Annotated in this window: 11 protein-coding genes; 4 read left to right on the forward strand and 7 right to left on the reverse strand. The window is 68.9% G+C overall.

Annotation, left to right across the window (positions count from 1 at the left end; translation table 11 throughout):
* Positions 1-40: 40 nt before the first annotated feature.
* From aftB to glf, 5 genes are read right to left on the reverse strand one after another with little or no spacing between them, the layout of a single operon-like run.
* Positions 41-2,023 (reverse strand): terminal beta-(1->2)-arabinofuranosyltransferase, encoded by a 1,983-nt coding sequence (aftB, locus tag JX552_RS30165; protein ID WP_431196020.1) that lies wholly within the window; start codon positions 2,021-2,023, stop codon positions 41-43.
* A complete protein-coding gene (locus JX552_RS30170) occupies positions 2,007-2,957 on the reverse strand; it encodes a decaprenyl-phosphate phosphoribosyltransferase (RefSeq protein ID WP_205875439.1) in 951 nt (316 codons plus the stop codon). The genes aftB and JX552_RS30170 overlap by 17 nt, the downstream gene beginning before the upstream one ends.
* Entirely contained in the window at positions 2,954-3,493 is a 540-nt protein-coding gene (locus JX552_RS30175) for a phosphatase PAP2 family protein (RefSeq protein ID WP_205875440.1), read from the reverse strand. The genes JX552_RS30170 and JX552_RS30175 overlap by 4 nt, the downstream gene beginning before the upstream one ends.
* A complete protein-coding gene (locus JX552_RS30180; protein WP_205875441.1) occupies positions 3,486-5,390 on the reverse strand; it encodes a glycosyltransferase in 1,905 nt (634 codons plus the stop codon). The genes JX552_RS30175 and JX552_RS30180 overlap by 8 nt, the downstream gene beginning before the upstream one ends.
* Positions 5,387-6,580, reverse strand: coding sequence for a UDP-galactopyranose mutase (gene glf, locus JX552_RS30185; RefSeq protein WP_205875442.1), 1,194 nt, complete (start codon positions 6,578-6,580; stop codon positions 5,387-5,389). The genes JX552_RS30180 and glf overlap by 4 nt, the downstream gene beginning before the upstream one ends.
* A 235-nt stretch (positions 6,581-6,815) precedes the next feature.
* Between glf and JX552_RS30190 the strand changes: the two genes are divergently transcribed.
* The 3 genes from JX552_RS30190 to JX552_RS32995 all read left to right on the forward strand — a co-directional run bounded on the left by JX552_RS30190 (position 6,816) and on the right by JX552_RS32995 (position 11,543).
* Entirely contained in the window at positions 6,816-7,799 is a 984-nt protein-coding gene (locus JX552_RS30190) for a hypothetical protein (RefSeq protein WP_205875443.1), read from the forward strand.
* Between the two features lie 225 nt (positions 7,800-8,024).
* A complete protein-coding gene (locus JX552_RS30195) occupies positions 8,025-9,620 on the forward strand; it encodes an N-acetylmuramoyl-L-alanine amidase (protein WP_431196021.1) in 1,596 nt (531 codons plus the stop codon).
* Between the two features lie 9 nt (positions 9,621-9,629).
* Positions 9,630-11,543, forward strand: coding sequence for a spermine/spermidine synthase domain-containing protein (locus JX552_RS32995; RefSeq protein ID WP_241010774.1), 1,914 nt, complete (start codon positions 9,630-9,632; stop codon positions 11,541-11,543).
* 32 nt (positions 11,544-11,575) lie between these two features.
* Here JX552_RS32995 and JX552_RS30205 read toward each other — a convergent pair whose 3' ends face one another.
* Both JX552_RS30205 and JX552_RS30210 read right to left on the reverse strand, forming a co-directional pair.
* Positions 11,576-14,386 carry a PE family protein gene (locus JX552_RS30205; RefSeq protein WP_205875444.1) on the reverse strand — a complete coding sequence of 937 codons (2,811 nt, stop codon included), beginning with the start codon at positions 14,384-14,386 and terminating at the stop codon, positions 11,576-11,578.
* Between the two features lie 508 nt (positions 14,387-14,894).
* Positions 14,895-16,004: an AraC family transcriptional regulator gene (locus JX552_RS30210; protein ID WP_205875445.1), complete on the reverse strand. Its 1,110-nt coding sequence runs from the start codon at positions 16,002-16,004 to the stop codon at positions 14,895-14,897.
* On the opposite strand from JX552_RS30210, the gene JX552_RS30215 reads away from it, so the two are divergent.
* Positions 16,003-17,316, forward strand: coding sequence for a cytochrome P450 (locus JX552_RS30215; protein ID WP_205875446.1), 1,314 nt, complete (start codon positions 16,003-16,005; stop codon positions 17,314-17,316). The genes JX552_RS30210 and JX552_RS30215 overlap by 2 nt on opposite strands.
* Positions 17,317-17,330: the final 14 nt, after the last annotated feature.

Here is a 17,330-nt window from a genome sequence, read left to right on the forward strand (position 1 = left end):
CGCTTCGGGCGGATACGGATTTCGTCTGCGAAACCGGGATTCACTCGCGCGGCGGCGTCGGCGGCACCTTCGGCACCTCGAGTCCGCACTTGACCAGTTCGTAGCGCGGCACCCGGTCGATGCGGTACTGCGTGAATTCGTAGGCGTGCAGCAGGTTCGACAGGAACCGGCGCGGGGTCATGGGGGCCCGCACCGAGTTGAGCACCGCCTGGGTCGCCGGGCACTTGAGCGCCGCCTCCGCCTCGGCGACCCACTGCTGATCCAGGTAGCCCGGGATGCCCGGCGGCCACTTCACCCACGGTCCGTCGGCCACCACCCAGTCCGGAAACAGGTTCTTGTCGTGCCCGATGCGGCCATGCTTGAGTCGCTCGGTGTGCGCGGCCAGCGGGTTGGCCAGCCCGATCTGGTCGATGACCCGGACGTCGAGGCCGACGTTCATGCCCAGCATGCCGAGATTGGTGAAGAAGACCGTGTGCTGGGGCTTGAGGTCCGCGGGTATTCCGGGAGCGCTGCCCGGCGGGATCATCGGCACCAGGTCCCATTGCGTGTAGTTGCCCGACGGCAGCAGCAGCGCACCGTCCGGGGTGTTGTTGAGCGCCACCAGCACGGCCGCCATCCGGGGGTAGTCCAGGTAGTCGGCGGCCGTCAGCGGGTGCGCGCGCCCGGTGGCCTGGGCATAAAAACGGCGTTCGTCGACGATGCCGGAGTAACTGACGTGCGTGGCGTCGTCGCCCATGCCGGGTGAATTGGCCGCCCACAGCGACCACCCGGCCACCGCCAGCCAGAGCGCGCTCACGCCGCCGGCCACCCAGTAGCCGGCCTCCTTCGAGAAGTCCTTGCCGTCCGGAATCACCACCGGGACCACGGCCACCGGCGCCAGCAAACAGAACAACGGAGTCAGCAGCACCCGTCCGTGCATGAAGTCGCCGCCCTGGCGGATCCAGTACAGGGCCTGCAGCAGGCCGCTGACCACCATCCACGTCACCACCGCGGCGGGGCTCTGCACCGCGCGGGCCACCCGCCCGTAGCCGGGTGCCAGCGTCGGGCGCATGAACGACGGACGGCGTCGCGCCATCAGCACCACGACACTCAGCGGCACCAGCAAGACGACCGGCACCCACAGCGAATACGGCGCATTGAAGTTGGCGAGGTAGATCAGGCCTTGTGACCACTTGTCCCCGGCCGCGTCCTTGGCCAGGGCGGTGCCCGGAACCAGGAGCCCGTAGTACCCCATCCGGAAGATCTGATAGGCGACCGGCAGCAGGCCACCGGCCAGCACGATCAGCCCACGGCGCGCCCAGCTGCGGGCGGCGATCATCATCATGATCAGCGCGGCACCGCCGATCAGCGCCAGTTCGGGCCGCACCAGCACGCTGCAGCCCGCGACGAACGCCAGTGCACCGATGAACCATTGGCTTTCCGGACGCACCCGCAACGACTGCCCCCAGCAAACCATCATCCACCACAGCAGACCGACATAGGCCATGACCAGCCCGCTCTCTAGGCCCGAGGTCGCGAAGTCACGCGCAGGGGGCACCGCGATGTAGACGAGCGCTCCGGCCGGCAGCATGATCGCTCGGCGGCCGCGCAGACTCGGCGCGTACAACCGGCCCGTGCCCAGCATCAACAGCACCACGCCCAACACCGAAAGCGTCAGGGCCACGGCCAGCGCCACGTATTCCAGCCGCAGTGGGCCGCCGACCCAGCTGCAGACGTACAGCAAGTAGGTCCAGACGGTCGAGGTGTTGGCCTCCACCCGTTCACCGGCGTTGAACACCGGGCCGTTGCCCGCCAACAGGTTTCGCACGGTGCGCAGCACGATCAGCCCGTCGTCGGCGATCCAGCGGCGCTGCCAGGCGCCCCAGCCGAACAGCAGGGCGATCAGCGCGACGCTCACCCACAGGCTGATCCGCACCGTGGCGGTATAAGGGAAGACCGGCCACTTGACCCGCCGGACCGACGGTCGCCGCGCGAGAGCCGCGGCCTGGAGGGCCTTGAACCTTTCGCTAGCCGAAGGCAACAGCAGCACCAACTGTTGCGATCCACGCCAGGGCCAGCAGCTGCAGCACACGGTCGCGCAGCGCGATGTCCTCGGGTTCCCCGGCCAGCCCACCGTCGACATCCACCGCGTAGCGCAGGATCGCGATGGTGAACGGAATCATCGAGACCGCGAACCAGGACCCGGAATAACGGTCGCGCTCAAACGCCCACAGCCCGTAGGACATCACCACCGCGGTGGCCGACAGCGTCCAGACGAAGCGCAGATAGGTGCTGGTGTAGCTTTCCAGCGACTTGCGGATCTGAGCTCCGGTGCGCTCAGACAGTTGCAACTCGGCGTAACGCTTGCCGGCGACCATGAACAGTGAGCCGAATGCCGCCGTCAGCAGAAACCATTGGGACAACGGGATGCCCGTGGCCGCGCCCCCCGCGATCGCCCGGATCAGATACGCCGAGGACACGATGCAGATGTCGATCACGGCTTGGTGCTTGAGCCCGTAGCAGTACCCCAGTTGCATCACCAGGTAGACCGCCATGACCACGGCGAGGTTGGGCGTCAGCCACCAGGACAGACCCAGCGAAGCAACGCCCAGCACCATCGCCAGGGTGTAGGCCAGCCACGGGGGCACCACACCGGCGGCGATGGGCCGGAACCTCTTGGTGGGGTGCTCCCGGTCGGCCTCGACATCACGCACGTCGTTGATGAGATAGATCGCCGACGCCGCGAGGCTGAACACCACGAAGGCGATCGCCACCTTGACGCCCATAGCGCCCCAGTCGTACGGCACGACGCGGCCGGTCGCGTCGCGGGGGCGGGTGTGGTCGCCGCTGCCCGCCGCGGCCAGCGGCGCGGCCAGCACCAGCACGTTCTTGACCCACTGCCGCGGGCGGACCGCTTTGATGACCCCGCTCACCAGGTTTTTCGGGGCTCCGCTCACTTCCATCAGATCGTCGCTCATCGCACCCACCTTCGTCGGGCCGCGCTGTCCACCCGGACGGCTGCTACGGCAACCCCGGCACCGAGAGCCACGCCGGCGGCGACGTCGCTGGGATAGTGCACACCCAGCAGTATTCGCGACAGCGCCATGGGCGGTACCAACACCGCCGGTAGCGGCAGCCCGGTTACCCGGCCCAGCAGGATCGCCGCGGCCGTCGTCGACGTGGCATGCGCCGACGGGAAGCTGAGCTGGCTGGGTGTGCCGACGTTGACCGTGACGGCCGGATGGTGGGGCCGTTGGCGCCGGACCACCCGCTTGACCACGACCGCGGCGGCATGTGCGGCGAACGTGCCGACGGCGGCCACCATCCAGTCCCGGCGCCGGCGCCGATCCAGCGCGGAACCCAGTAGCGCAATCACCAGCCAGCCGATGCTGTGCTCACCGAAGTGCGACATGGCGCGGGTGACCGGAAGTACCCCTGGACGCCAGGTCAGCGCTGACTGGACGGCCACCATCGCTGCGACCTCACCGCGCGGCGGCTCGGCCGGTTCAACCATGGCTGGCCGCAGCGTCGGCCGAGCCATGGACAGGCAGCACCATCTCCCACTTCTGTTTGCTGGACAGCACGGGCAGTGCTTCGCGGTAGACGCGGCGCATCTCGTCGAAGCGCCGCGCCAACTGGCGCTGGCGGCGCAACGACGCCAGCAGCAGCGAGAACATCTTGGCCCGGTCACGCTGCCGGTAGACGACGCCGCAGCCATCCGCGGTGGTGACGGTGACGCCGTCGACCGTGCAGAGCCGGAACCAGCGCGCATCCTGGGTCGGCACGTTGAACTCGGGGCGCTGGTGGTGAGCCGGGTCGGCGGCCTTGAGGTTGTGCAGGATTCCCCGGGCCAGCCGGTAGCCGATCACCGCCGGGTTCACCGGCGGCTTCATCACTTTGTTCTTGTTCAGCGGCGCAGGCAGTTCGCTGGCGGCCGGCAGCACCACCGCATCCGGGTAGGCGGTGCGCATCTGACGCACTTCCGGCAGCGCCGATTCCAGGATGGAGAAGATGTGCTCGGGGCCGGCCAGGAAGTCGTCGATCGCCCTGTTTTGGATCTCGACTGTCGAATATTCAAGGCAGGCAAGGTGTTTCAGCGTCGCCTTAAGATGGCTGCGGACCAGGCCGGAGACGTCACCGTCCCAGTGCATTGCGGCGACCACCAGCCGGTTGCGCAGGTGGAAATACGCCTGCCAGTCGATGGCGTCGTCCTTGTCGCTCCACGCCATGTGCCAGATCGCGGCGCCCGGCAGCGTGACGGTCGGATAGCCGTGCTCAGCGGCCCGCAAACCGTAGTCGGCGTCGTCCCATTTGATGAACAGCGGCAGCGGCTGGCCCAACTCCTCGGCGACCTGCCGCGGGATCATGCACGTCCACCAGCCGTTGTAGTCGACGTCGATGCGCCGGTGCAGCAGCTTGCTCTTGTCCTCTTTGTCGTTGAGCGGGTACTCGGCGAAATCATGGTCGTACTCGGCGTGCGGCGCGGCGGTCCACATGAAGTTCGACCTGTCCACCACCTCGCCCATGATGTGCAGGTGTGACGGCTCCTGCAGGTTGAGCATCTGGCCGCCGACCAGCATCGGAGTCTTGGCGAACCGGCTCATCGCCAGCACCCGCAGGATCGAGTCCGGCTCGATGCGGATGTCATCGTCCATGAACAGGATCTGTTGGCAGTCGGTGTTCTTCAGCGCCTCGTACATCACCCTGCTGTAGCCGCCGGAGCCGCCCAGATTGGGCTGGTTGTGTACCGAGAGTCGGTCAGCCAATCTTTCGGCCGCCGCTGCGAAGTCCGGATGGTCGCGCACCTTGCGGGTGCCCTGGTCCGGCACGATCACAGCGCCGATCACCTCGTCCACCAGCGGGTCAGCGGTGAGTTCTCGCAAAGCGTTGACGCAGTCCGCGGGCCGGTTGAACGTGGGGATGCCGACGGCGATGTTGGCCGTCCCGGGCGCAGCGGTGGGCGCGTACCAGCCACCGTTGAGCAATTCGACCTTGGTGTCGGTGGTGATGTCGAACCAGATCCAGCCGCCGTCCTCGAACGGCTGCAGGCTGACCTCGATTTCCAGCACCGCGGGGTGGTCATCGGAGCCGCTGAAACCGCGTCCCTCGACGAAGATCCGGGCCCCGGTTGCCTTGGTCCGGTAGAGGTCGATGCGCCCGGTGCCGGTCAACTCGACGCGCAGCACCACCGAGTCGCAGACCGACCAGCGCCGCCAGTAGCTGGCCGGGAACGCGTTGAAGTAGGTCGCGAACGACACCTCGGACTCGGCGCCGATCTGCAGCGAGGTGCGACTGGTCGCGTGCGCCCGCCGAGCGTTGGTGGTCGACTCCTCGAGGTACAGCTTGCGCACATCGAGGGGCTCGCCGGGACGCGGCAGGATGATGCGCGACAGCAGGCTCACGGCGGTCATGAGACGGCCTCCGCTGCCAGGGGTGCGCCGTCGCGCAGATGCGGCGCAAGGACGTTGTCGTACATGCTCAAAGCGCTGGCAATGGCCATATGCATATCCAGATATTGGTAGGTGCCCAAGCGTCCACCGAACAGCACCTTCGCCGCCGCGGTCTCGGACTTCGCCCTGGCCCGATAGGCGGCCAACAGGGCGCGGTCGGCCTCGGTATTGATCGGATAGTAGGGCTCGTCGTCGTCTTCGGCGAAGCGAGAGTATTCACGCATGATCACCGTCTTGTCGGACGGGTAGTCACGCTCGGGATGGAAGTGCCGGAACTCATGAATACGCGTATGCGGGACGTCTGGATCGTTGTAATTCATCACCGGGGTGCCCTGAAAGTCACCGATCGGAAGGACTTCCAGCTCGAAATCCAGGGTGCGCCAGCCGAGGCGTCCGTCGGCGTAGTCGAAGTAGCGGTCCAGCGGTCCGGTGTAGATCACCGGGGCGTCGGGGCTTGCGGCGCGCAGTTCGTCGCGCACGTCGAACCAGTCGGTGTCCAGCCGAACCTCGATGCGGTCGTCGGCGGCCATGTTCTGCAGCCAGGCCGTGTAGCCGTCGACCGGCAGGCCCTCATAGGTGTCGCTGAAGTACCGGTTGTCGAAGGTGTAGCGCACCGGCAGGCGGGTGATGTTGGCCGCCGGCAACTCTTTGGGGTCGGTCTGCCACTGCTTGGCGGTGTAGCCCTTGACGAACGCCTCGTACAGCGGCCGGCCGATCAGCGAGATGGCCTTCTCTTCGAAGTTTGCGGCGTCGCTCGCCCGTATTTCCGAAGCCTGCTCGGCGATGAGCTTGCGGGCCTCCTCGGGGCTGAAATACCGGCCGAAGAACTGTGACACCAAGCCCAAGCCCATAGGGAACTGGTAAGCCTGCCCGTTGTACATGGCGTAGACGCGGTGCTGGTAACCGGTGAAGTCGGTGAACTGCCGCACGTAGTCCCACACCTTCTTATTGGAGGTGTGGAACAGGTGCGCGCCGTACTTGTGGACCTCGATCCCAGTCTGCGGCTCAGGTTCGGAATAGGCGTTACCGCCGAGGTGCGGGCGCCGCTCGACAACGAGAACCCGCTTGTCGAGTTGGGTAGCCACGCGCTCGGCGATCGTCAGGCCGAAAAAGCCGGAGCCGACGACATAGAGGTCAAATCGAGCGGTCATCGGTTGCCTAGGGTATCCGACCTTGCTGCCAAAACCCGACTTGGCGGGTCGGCCCCGCCCCGGTTTTCCCAGGTGCCGGCCAGAACAACGGCGTGCCGTCGGGCCAACGTCACACCTGTGAACCACTCCCCTCACGATTCGGTCTCGTCACAGTAGTCACATCATTCTCACTCGTACCATCGGTCGTGTGGGTCTCCGACCCCGACTCCACATAATCCAGATTGAGGAGACTTCCGTGCCGAACCGACGCCGACGCAAGCTCTCGAAGACTATGAGCGCGGTCGCCGCCCTGGCCGTCGCAAGTCCGTGTGCTTACTTTCTTGTTTACGAATCGACCGGCGACACCAAGCCGGTGGAACACCACGAGTTCAAGCGGGCGGCCAGTGTCGCCGATCTGCCCAACGAGCTGATCTCCGCCCTGTCGCAGGGCCTGTCGCAGTTCGGCGTCAACCTGCCGCCAGTTCCCGCGCTCGGCGGAACCAGCGGGGCGAGCACCGGCCTGGGCACCACCGGTCTGGGCACCACCCCAAGCCTGGCCAGTCCCGGACTCGGCACCACCGGCCTGGGCACCGCGCCCGGCCTCGCCACCCCCGGCCTGACTCCCACCACGCCCGGGGCCCTGCCGCTGCCCGGTAGCGCGCTCACACCGCCGACCCCTGGGACCGGCGCCGGTGTGAACCCGGCCCTGACCAACCCCGCGTTGACCAGCCCCGCCGGGGTGGCGCCCGGCCTGACGAGCCCGTCGGCGCTGAGCCCGGCCACCGCCACCGGTGAAGTTCCGATCTCGACACCAGTCGGGCTCGACCCGGGCGCCGACGGCACCTACCCGATCCTGGGTGACACCTCCGGGCTCGGCGGTGGGGGCACCGGCCTGTCACCGGTCTCTCCAGCCGGCGCCGGGAGCAGCGGCGGCGGCGGACTGGTCAGCGACCTGATGCAGGCGGCCAACCAGCTGGGTGCCAGCCAAGCCATCGACCTGCTCAAGGGCCTGATCATGCCGGCGATCATGCAGCAGGTACAAGGTGGGGCCGCGGGCGCTCCGGCAGCGGCGGGTGCCGCGCCTGCGCTGCCCGGCGTGCCCGGCGCGGGCGGTCTCGCGCCGGTCCTGCCCACGGCGGGTGCGCCCGGCGTGCCCGCGATACCCGCGGCGGCGGGAGTGCCCGCGGCCGCAGCACCGGCAGCGCCGGTGGCGGCGGTGGCGGAGGCGCCACCGGTGTAACGAAGCCTGTCACGTGACGGCACCGCAGAGTCGGTAATCCTCTGCGGTGTCGTCGACAGCTTTCCGGGTGAGCCCGCCCCACCCTCGCGAGCAGACGCAAAAGCACCTAGGAGCGCATGCTCCCGGGTGCTTCTGCGTCTGCTCGCGCCAAACACCGTGTCGCCCCATAAGAAACATCAGGCTCACACGTAACATCGGCTGGTGTCCCGCGGCCGCGCACCCACCATGCTGCTGACCGCCGCCCTGGCGACGGTCGTCATCGTGTCGTGGGTGCTGATGCGTCCGCCCGCCGCGAACCACCCCCCCGCCCCGGCACCCGACACCCAGCTCGCCGAGCAACCGCTGATCGGCCTCGGCGGCGGGGTCACCGTCCGCGAACTGACCCAAGACACGCCGTTCTCCCTGGTCGCGCTCACCGGCGACCTGGCCGGCACCTCCGCCCGGGTGCGCGCCAAGAAGCCCGACGGGTCGTGGGGCCCCTGGTATCAGACCGAGTACCAGACCTCCGCACCCGACGGCGCCGGATCGGCCGACGAGCCGCGCAGCACCGATCCGGTGTTTGTCGGCACCACCACGGCGGTGCAGATCGCCGTCACGCGACCGGTCGGCGCGCCGGTGACCCAACCGCCGCCCATGCCGTCGCAACAGGGCGGCCTGGGCTACCGGCCGGCCACCAAGGAACAGCCGTTCGGGCAGAACATCAACGCGATCCTCATCTCGCCGCCGCGCGCGCCCGCGGAAACCCACTGGACGCCGCCGACCGGCGTCACCATGCCGGGCCAGGCGCCGCAGATCATCAGCCGCGCGGAGTGGGGCGCCGACGAGTCGCTGCGCTGCGGCAGCCCGGAATACGACCGCAGCGTGCGTGCCGCCGTGATCCACCACACCGCGGGTAGCAACGACTACTCGCCGCTGGAATCCGCGGGGATCGTCAAGGCGATCTACACCTACCACAGCAAGACGCTGGGCTGGTGTGACATCGCCTACAACGCGCTTGTCGACAAGTACGGCCAGGTCTTCGAAGGCAGCGCCGGCGGACTCACCAAGCCGGTCGAGGCGTTCCACACCGGCGGGTTCAACCGGGAGACCTGGGGCGTGGCGATGCTCGGCAACTTCGACGACGTCGCGCCCACCCCGATCCAGATCCGCACCATCGGACGGCTGCTGGGCTGGCGCCTCGGGCTGGCCGAGGTCGACCCCAAAGGCACGGTGGAGCTGGTGTCCGCGGGCAGCTCCTACACCACCTACCCGGGCGGCGCGATCGCCAAGCTGCCGACCATCTTCACCCACCGCGACGTCGGCAACACCGACTGCCCGGGCAACGCCGCCTACGCGTTGATGGACGAGATCCGCGACATCGCGGCGCATTTCAACGATCCGCCGGAAGAACTGATCAAGGCGCTGGAGGGCGGCGCGATCTACCAGCACTGGCAGGCGATGGGCGGCATGAACAGCGTGCTCGGGGCGCCGACCGCACCGGAGGCCGACGGCGCCGACGGATCGCGGTTCGTCACCTTCGCCAAGGGCGCAATGTACTGGTCGCCGGCCACCGGCGTGCAACCGGTCACCGGCGCCATCTACGACGCCTGGGCAGCGCAGAGCTATGAGCACGGCCCGCTCGGGTTGCCCACCAGCGCAGAGATCCAGGAGCCGCTGCGCATCACGCAGAACTTCGTGCACGGAACGCTGAACTTCGAACGGCTGACCGGCAACATGACGCAGGTCCTCGACGGGATCGCGACGCCGCTGTCCACCCAGCCCCCCAGCGGGCCGAACGTGCCGCCCGAGCACTTCTCACTGCCCGCACACCCGCCCAACTAGTCTCACTAGGTGCACGAAACGCCCTACCTGAGGATCGATCTGGACCGGGTGCGTGCCAATTTCCGGGCGCTGCGTGCCGCACTGCCCGACACGGACATCCGGTATGCCGTCAAAGCCAATCCCGCCCTGCCAGTCCTGCGGCTGCTGGCGGATGAGGGGTCCGGGTTCGACGTCGCCTCGGTCGGCGAGACCGATGCCTGCATCAGCGTGGCAATCGGAGGTGATCGGCTGGCATTCGGCAACACCATCAAGAAGCCGGCGGCGGTGGCGGCGGCCTACGCGCGCGGGGTACGTCTGTTTGCCTTCGACACCCCGCACGACCTGGCTGTGCTGGCCGAGCACGCACCCGGATCTCGGGTGGAATGTCGTGTCGCTCCGGCTTTTCCGGCCTCAGTGACTCCCTTCGGGGATAAGTTCGGATGCGCCCCCGATCAGGCCGCCGAACTGCTCGACCGCGCCCGGTCGGCGGGGCTGGTCGCCGCGGGCGTGAGCTTCCACGTCGGCTCGCAGCAGCTCGACGCTGCTGCGTGGGAGATCGGCATCCGTTGTGCCGCTTCGATATTCGACGTCGTCGGCGGGCTGACGACGATCAACGCCGGCGGCGGCTTCCCGCTGCCCTACACCGGAGCCGCACCGGAACCCGAGCTGATCGCCGACACCATCATGGGGGCACTGCATCGCTATTTCGGTTCACAGCCGCCCAGGTTGGCGGTGGAGCCGGGGCGGGTGATCGTCGGCGCCGCCGGCACCATCGCGTGCGAGGTGGTGTCGGTACGCACCGGAACCGACGGCCGGCGCTGGGTTTACCTCGATGTCGGCCGCTACAGCGGGCTCGCGGAGACCGAGAACGAGTACATCCGTTACCTGGTGCGGACGCAGCGCGACGGTGACGAGGTCGCGGACGCCGTGCTGGCGGGACCGACGTGCGACGGTGACGACGTTCTGTACCAGCGTTATGCGCTGCCGGTCACGCTGCGCGCGGGAGACGCAGTCGAGATCTGTGATACCGGCGCCTACACCGGCAGTTACGCCTCGGTGGAGTTCAACGGATTCGCACCGCTGCCAACCATCTTCGGCGCAGTCGACAATCCGGGCCGGACGATCGTCGAACCGTTGGCGCCGGGACTCACCCGCAGTTGGACGCTGTCCGAGGTGATCTGCGACGTGCGAACTCCTTTCCAGGAACTGGTGATCGGCCGCACCGAGCAGGGCGTGGCGCTCTTCAGCGACGGCGAACGCCAGAGCACCGAGTTCAGTCAGCTGGTCTACCACGAGGCGCTGCTGGTACCCGCGCTGTTGCTGGCCGACAGGATCGAGCGGGTACTGATCATCGGATCCGGCGAGGGCGTCATCAGTCAGTTGGCCGTCGCAGCCGGGGCCGGCCACGTCGACCACGTCGACATCGACCGCGACGCGGTGCGGTTGTGCGCCGAACACCTGCCCTACGGCTATTCGATGGCCGAATTGCGCAGAGCGGAAGCGGGATTGGGTCCGATCACGATGCACTACCGGGACGGCTGGGAGTTCGTGGAACACCACAGCGGCCGGTATGACATCGTGGTGGTCGACCTACCCGACGAGCGAGCCGAGGCCGCGCCACACAATCGCTTGTACGGCAGCGTCTTTCTGAGCAGGTGCCGCCGGATCGGCCGGGTGGTCGTCGGCCAGGCGGGCTGCCCGACGCTGTGGCGCAACGAGACGCTACGCTCGTCGTGGCAGCGATTTCGCGAAACGTTTTGCACCGTGGTCTATTTCGGCAGCGACGAGCACGAGTGGGCGTTTCTGTCCGGCCTTTCAGATCCGACAGTTGACCCCGTGGGCCTCATGTCCCAGCGGCTGCCCGCACTGGCTTACCGACCGCGCACGATCGATGCCCATTCGCTGATCGCAGCCACCGTGCCGCCGAAGGCGTTGCGGGGCTGACGACTTCAGCCCGCAACGGTTGCGAAATCAGCTCAGCCATTACTGCCGGGGCTGCCGTTGCCACCTTTGGTGCCTCCGGGCTGGCCACCCGCGCCGCCAGTGCCGCCGGCGGCGCCCAAGCCCCCGATCGTGCCGCCGTTGCCGCCGTTGCCGCCGAATCCGCCGTTGCCGCCGAGGCTCCGCCCGACGTCACCGTTGCCGCCGGAGCCGCCGTCACCGCCGATTCCGCCGTTACCGCCGATGCCCCCACCGATTGCCGCACCGCCGTTACCGCCGATTGAACCGGAGCCGCCGCTACCGCCATTGCCGCTGGCGCCCGTACCGGTGCCCAGGCCGCCAAGGCCGCCGAAGTCGCCGCTGCCCCCGGCGCCACCGTTACCGCCGTTGCCACCGCCGAAAGCGGCACCACCGCCGCCGCCAGCGCCGCCAGAGCCACCAACGCCGCCGTTAGCTCCCGCGCCACCGCTGAATGACGCATTTCCGCCGGTAAAGGCCCGGCCACCTTTCCCGCCGTCACCACCGAAGCCGCCGTCGCCGCCGCCGATAGCGCTACCGCCCTCACCGCCGGCGCCACCGAAGCCGCCGCTACCGCCGGCACCGCCGGCGTTGCGGCCAGTCCCACCTAGGCCACCAAGCCCGCCGGACCCACCCTTTCCGCCCGCCCCACCGTCGCCGCCTCCGGTAGCGCCACCACCCGCGCCACCGGCGCCACCGTCCCCGCCTCGACCGGCGCTGCCACCGGCTCCGCCACTAGAACCGGCTTGCCCGCCCTTCCCGGCCTTGCCTCCGTCACCGCCATCGCCAGCACTGCCGCCGTCGCCGCCGTCCGTTGCCGAACCCCCGTCCCCGCCGGTACCGCCCTTACCACCGCCACCGCCTAACCCGCCGTCGGCCGTACCGATGCCGTCGCCGCCATCACCACCGCCGCCGCCAGCCCCGCCCGCGCCACCGCCACCGCCAGCTCCGCCATTGACGCCGCCGATGCCGGCGCCTCCGGCCCCTCCGGCGCCACCCGCCCCGCCGGCAAAGCCGGCTCCGCCGTTGCCGCCGCTTTTCCCGGCATCCCCGGTTCCGCCGTCGCCACCCGCTCCGCCTGCGCCGCCGATTCCGGCCTGTCCCGCGACACCACCGCTGCCCCCGGTACCCGCCGCGCCGCCCGCGCCGGCATCACCGCCGCCCCCGCCGGCGCCGCCGTCCCCACCGTCCACACCGGCACCCACACCGGAACCACCGGATCCACCGGCTGCACCGGCACCGCCGGCTCCACCAGCCCCACCGGACCCATTGACGCTGCCGACACCACTGTTGCCGCCGGCCCCGCCGGCCCCGCCAGCTCCCCCAGACCCACCGTCACCACCGTCGTTGCCCGTATCGCCGGCGCCAGCGCCGCCACCGGCCCCGCCGGCACCACCGCCCCCGCCCTTGCCCGCAGCCCCGCCATCGCTGGCGTCACCGCCCACCCCGCCGATACCGCCGTCGCCGCCTGCGCCGCCGCTGCCAAGCAGCGAGAAACCGCCGTTACCGGCGGCGCCGCCGGCGCCCCCATCGCCACCGTTGCCGCCGTTGCCGCCGCCAAGTCCAACCCCACCGGCCCCACCCGCGCCTCCGGCGCCGCCCGCAAAGCCGCTTCCGCCCTTCGACAAATCCGCAACCCCGACATCACCCGCTCCCCCGGCTCCGCCCGCTCCGCCGGAGCCACCGACGCCTGGGACGCCAGTCAGGCCTGTGGTCCCGAATATTCCGCCAGCCCCGCCTGCTCCTCCTGCACCGGCCGCCCCGCCGTCTCCCCCGACCCCGCCGGCACCGCCGGCCAGCTCCAAGCCCACCCCGCTACCGCCCACTCCGCCGGCTCCGCCGGTACCTCCGGCTCCCCCCGCACCACCAGCGCCCCCAGCACCGAAGAGCAGCCCCCGGTTGGCTCCTCCGACTCCGCCCGCCCCGCCAGCGCCACCAGCGCCCCCTGGCCCGGCGATCCCGGGGCCGGCCAGACCCGCGTCGCCCAGATCACCGGTGCCGCCCGCCCCGCCTGCGCCACCCATGCCCGCCACCCCACCCACCAGCGCGCGATTAACCCCGCCCGTTCCGCCCGTCCCACCCGTTCCGCTGATTACCCCTGCCCCACCCACTCCCCCGGCCCCGCCGGCCCCACTCGCGCCACCCAAGAGCCCATTGGCGCCGCCCGCCCCGCCTGCACCGCCGGAGAACCCACCGGCGGCGCCCGTGCCACCCACACCACCGGCACCGCCGGCGCCCCACAACCAGCCACCGCTCCCGCCAGCCCCACCGACACCGCCCACCCCGCCCACACCCGCGCCGCCGGCCCCGCCGGCACCACCCTGCCCGATCAACCCCGCCGCCCCACCCGCTCCGCCCGCCCCACCAGGAACCCCGGACCCGCCGCTGCCGCCGTTGCCCACCAAGATCCCGCCGGCCCCACCGGCCTGCCCGGTGCCCGGCGCTCCATTGGCCCCATCCCCGATCAGCGGACGCCCCAGCAGCAGGTTCGTCGGCGCATTGATCGCCCCCAGCACCGCGTCCTGCAGCGCCTGCAACGGCGACGCGCTAGCCGCCTCACCCACCGCATACGCCCCCGCCCCCGCGGACAAGGCCCGCACGAACTGCTCATGAAACTCTGCGGCCCGCACACCGAGCTGCTGATACTGCTGCCCGTAGGCACCGAACAGCGCAGCAATCGCCGCCGACACCTCATCCCCAGCCGCGACCACCACCGACGTCGTCTGCGTCACTGCCGCCGCGTTGGCCGCCCCCACCTGCGACCCGATCCGCGCCACGTCCTGGGCCGCCGCCGTTACGACATCCGGAGCGATAAAGAGATACGACATGAGCACGGCCTCCGAATACATCCCGACAACAGCACCGTACAACTGTTCAGGCAAACAGAATAGGTCTTGCCCCACTCGCTATTTGATTGGAAGAAGTCCAATTTCCGCGCCGAGAAAGTTCGGGCGTCGGTAGCCCCGGCAAGCCGTCGGAATGAAACCGGCCGATCCATCCACCTTCCGGAACGCGCTTCTAAATTGGTTCGCACCAGCGCAATCGGCGGTCCGGCACACGCGCGAGATATACCCCGAACGAGCGGCTACCCGAACCGATCAAATTTCCCAAGCCAATTTCGCACGGGCGTTAATTGCAGTCACAGCCAACGAGAAACCGGCGGTCATTTCGCTCATATATTGGGCCCGATGACCAGCGCACAGCCTCACAATCTTCGTGATCAAGATCAACCGATTCGCCACCGACGCGCAAGACACGGCGCGCGCCACCACCTCCTCCGCTCACCAGCCCCTGGACCGGCGCGCAAGAATCACGCCAAGATGCCGGCCGAGAGGTTCACCGGGGTGCGACCCGCCTCCGCGCGCTCGGCGGATGCCCGTTCCACCGAATGTGTGCGCGGGTGAATGCGGGCGTCTCGGAATAGCCGAGCCGCTGTGCGGTCTCCTCGACGGTGAGCCCGGACCTCAACAACTCACCGGCCAACGTCGCACGCACCTCGTCGAGCAGCGCGCGATAGCTGGTGCCCTCGGCGGCCAACCGTCGGTGCAGGGTGCGCTCGGTGATACACAGCTCGTTGGCGATCACCGACATCGACGGAATCGCCGAGGAATCCTGGATCAGCCGGGTGCGGACGGTCGCGGAGAAGCCACGGCGGGTGCGTCGCCGGTTCAACAGCTCTTCGCATTGGCGGATGCAGATCGCGGCGGTCTGCGCGTCGGCAGCGGGCATGCTGCGCTGCATCAGGTCCGCCGGCATGATCAGCGCGCTGCGAGGGCCGGTCTGCACGATGACGGTCAGATTGTCGAACTCGACGGTGCTGACGGGCAGTTGCAGATCCGCCAGCTCCATCCGCACCGTCAACGGGGTGGCGCTGGTTCCCAGCAACAAAGGCAACAGTCTGAGCATGATCGCGAAATCCCGCTCGATCACGAACCGCCGGACATCTCGTGGAATACGGCTGTCGTCGAAGACCATCACCGCCTCGGCAGCCGTCACCTCAGGAGCGGCCAGGCACAGATACGAATCGGTCAGCGCGGCGTAGCGGCACGCGACGTCGATCGCATCACCGAAGGTGGGGCTGGCCATCAGCGCATAGCCGAAGATCCCGGTGTCCGCGAGGTTGTATTGCATCCCCGTTTCCATGCCGAGCCCGGGTCGGTCACCGAGGCGGCCGATCAGGTTGCGCATCATCGTCAGCTCCTGGCTGGCGTAGATCTCGGTGGCCGGATCGTGTAGTTCCGCCGTGGTCAGGCCCGTGCCCGACAGGCACACCGCTGCGTCGACGCCGTGCCGCCGGGCCGTTTCCAGGATGTGCCGACCGGTGGCCGACGACAGCGCGACGTCCCAGATCTGAGCTTCGGCGCCCGGCATGCGTCCGAAAATATCAAATGTGTGTCCGAATCGAGCATTACCGGACTCGAGGCGCCACTCTACCGTCTTGTTCATGGCAACCGATCTGCTTCGGCCCGCTCCACTGGCGCTCGTCTCGGCGGCCCGCAGCTCGGTGGCCGACCTGTGGCGTCCCGTCGCGACCGGCGGATACCGCGACCTGCGCCGGCCACGGCCGCATTCGGCCCCCGCCTCGGTACCGCGCACCACGTTCGACCCGACGCTCCTGCGCAGCATCGCCGATCCGTATCCGGAGCTGAAACGGCTTCGGGAGCACACGGTGACGGTCAATGAGCGGCTCGGCGTGTGGATGCTCGGCCGCTACGACGACGTGCACACCATCGTCCGGGACAGCGCCGCCTTCACGTCGAGGGACGGCATCATGTTGCGCTCGTTCGTGGCAAGCATGGTCATTTTCACCGACCCGCCGGACCATACCCGGCTGCGGCACATCGTCGCGCCGCTGTTCAACAAGCGTGCGGTGCAGACGTGGCGCAGCGATATCCAAGCGTTGGCCCAGGCGGCGGTCGCGGACCTCAGCCGCGGCGAGGTGGTCGACATGGTTCCGGCGCTGACCATCCCGATGCCGATCAACGTGATCGCGCAGATTCTCGGGATACCGCGGGAGCAGTGGCCGGCATTCCGGTCGGTATCGGAACGGTTTGCGCAAATGTTCAGTCCCCGTTCGCTGCCGGAGGTCGTGCGGCTGATGGGATCGGCAATGCAGGCCTATCTGCGACTGCGCAGCTTCTCTGACGCCGAATTACGTTTGCGGGCAGAGCATCCCGCCGACGACCTGCTGACCCGGTTGCAGGCGGCGATGGCGGCGGGCGAGTTGACCGATCATGAGGCCTTCCTGTACGTGCTGGTTCTGCTGGTCGCGGGGAACGAGACGACGACCAACCTGTTGGGTGTGCTGCTGGTTCAGTTGGCGCAAGACCCGGATCTGTTCGCCGAGCTGAAGGCCGACCGCAGCCTGCTGCCCGCGGCGATCGAAGAGACGGCCCGCTGGGGTTCGCCGGTGCAATGGGTGACGCGGACCGCCACCACTGACTACCGGGTCGATGACGTGGTAATCCCAAAGGGCGCAAGGACGTTGCTGTTCTACGCGTCAGCCAACCGGGATCCTGCCAAGTTCGCCGACCCCGACCGCTTCGACATCCACCGCGATACCACCGGCCATTTGGCGTTCGGGCACGGCCTGCACTTCTGCCTAGGAGCGCATCTGGCCCGCCTCGAGGCGGCGGCGGCCATCGATTGCCTACTCGACGAAGTCGACGGCCTCGAACTCGCCGGGCCCGTGCGATGGAGCACCACGCCGTCGCTGCGCGGACCGATCTCGGTGCCACTGCGCCTGAACCGGCGTTGAGAATCGCCGAATCC

This window comes from Mycobacterium gordonae (genome assembly GCF_017086405.1).
GTDB classification, from domain to species: domain Bacteria; phylum Actinomycetota; class Actinomycetes; order Mycobacteriales; family Mycobacteriaceae; genus Mycobacterium; species Mycobacterium gordonae_D.

Coding starts and splice junctions, on each gene's coding strand:
- JX552_RS30195 (WP_431196021.1), top strand. CDS start 8,025: ATGCTGCTGACCGCCGCCCTGGCGACGGTCGTCATCGTGTCGTGGGTG.
- JX552_RS30170 (WP_205875439.1), bottom strand. CDS start 2,957: ATGAGCGACGATCTGATGGAAGTGAGCGGAGCCCCGAAAAACCTGGTG.
- JX552_RS30215 (WP_205875446.1), top strand. CDS start 16,003: ATGGCAACCGATCTGCTTCGGCCCGCTCCACTGGCGCTCGTCTCGGCG.
- JX552_RS30180 (WP_205875441.1), bottom strand. CDS start 5,390: ATGACCGCCGTGAGCCTGCTGTCGCGCATCATCCTGCCGCGTCCCGGC.
- JX552_RS30210 (WP_205875445.1), bottom strand. CDS start 16,004: ATGAACAAGACGGTAGAGTGGCGCCTCGAGTCCGGTAATGCTCGATTC.
- glf (WP_205875442.1), bottom strand. CDS start 6,580: ATGACCGCTCGATTTGACCTCTATGTCGTCGGCTCCGGCTTTTTCGGC.
- JX552_RS30175 (WP_205875440.1), bottom strand. CDS start 3,493: ATGGTTGAACCGGCCGAGCCGCCGCGCGGTGAGGTCGCAGCGATGGTG.
- JX552_RS30205 (WP_205875444.1), bottom strand. CDS start 14,386: ATGTCGTATCTCTTTATCGCTCCGGATGTCGTAACGGCGGCGGCCCAG.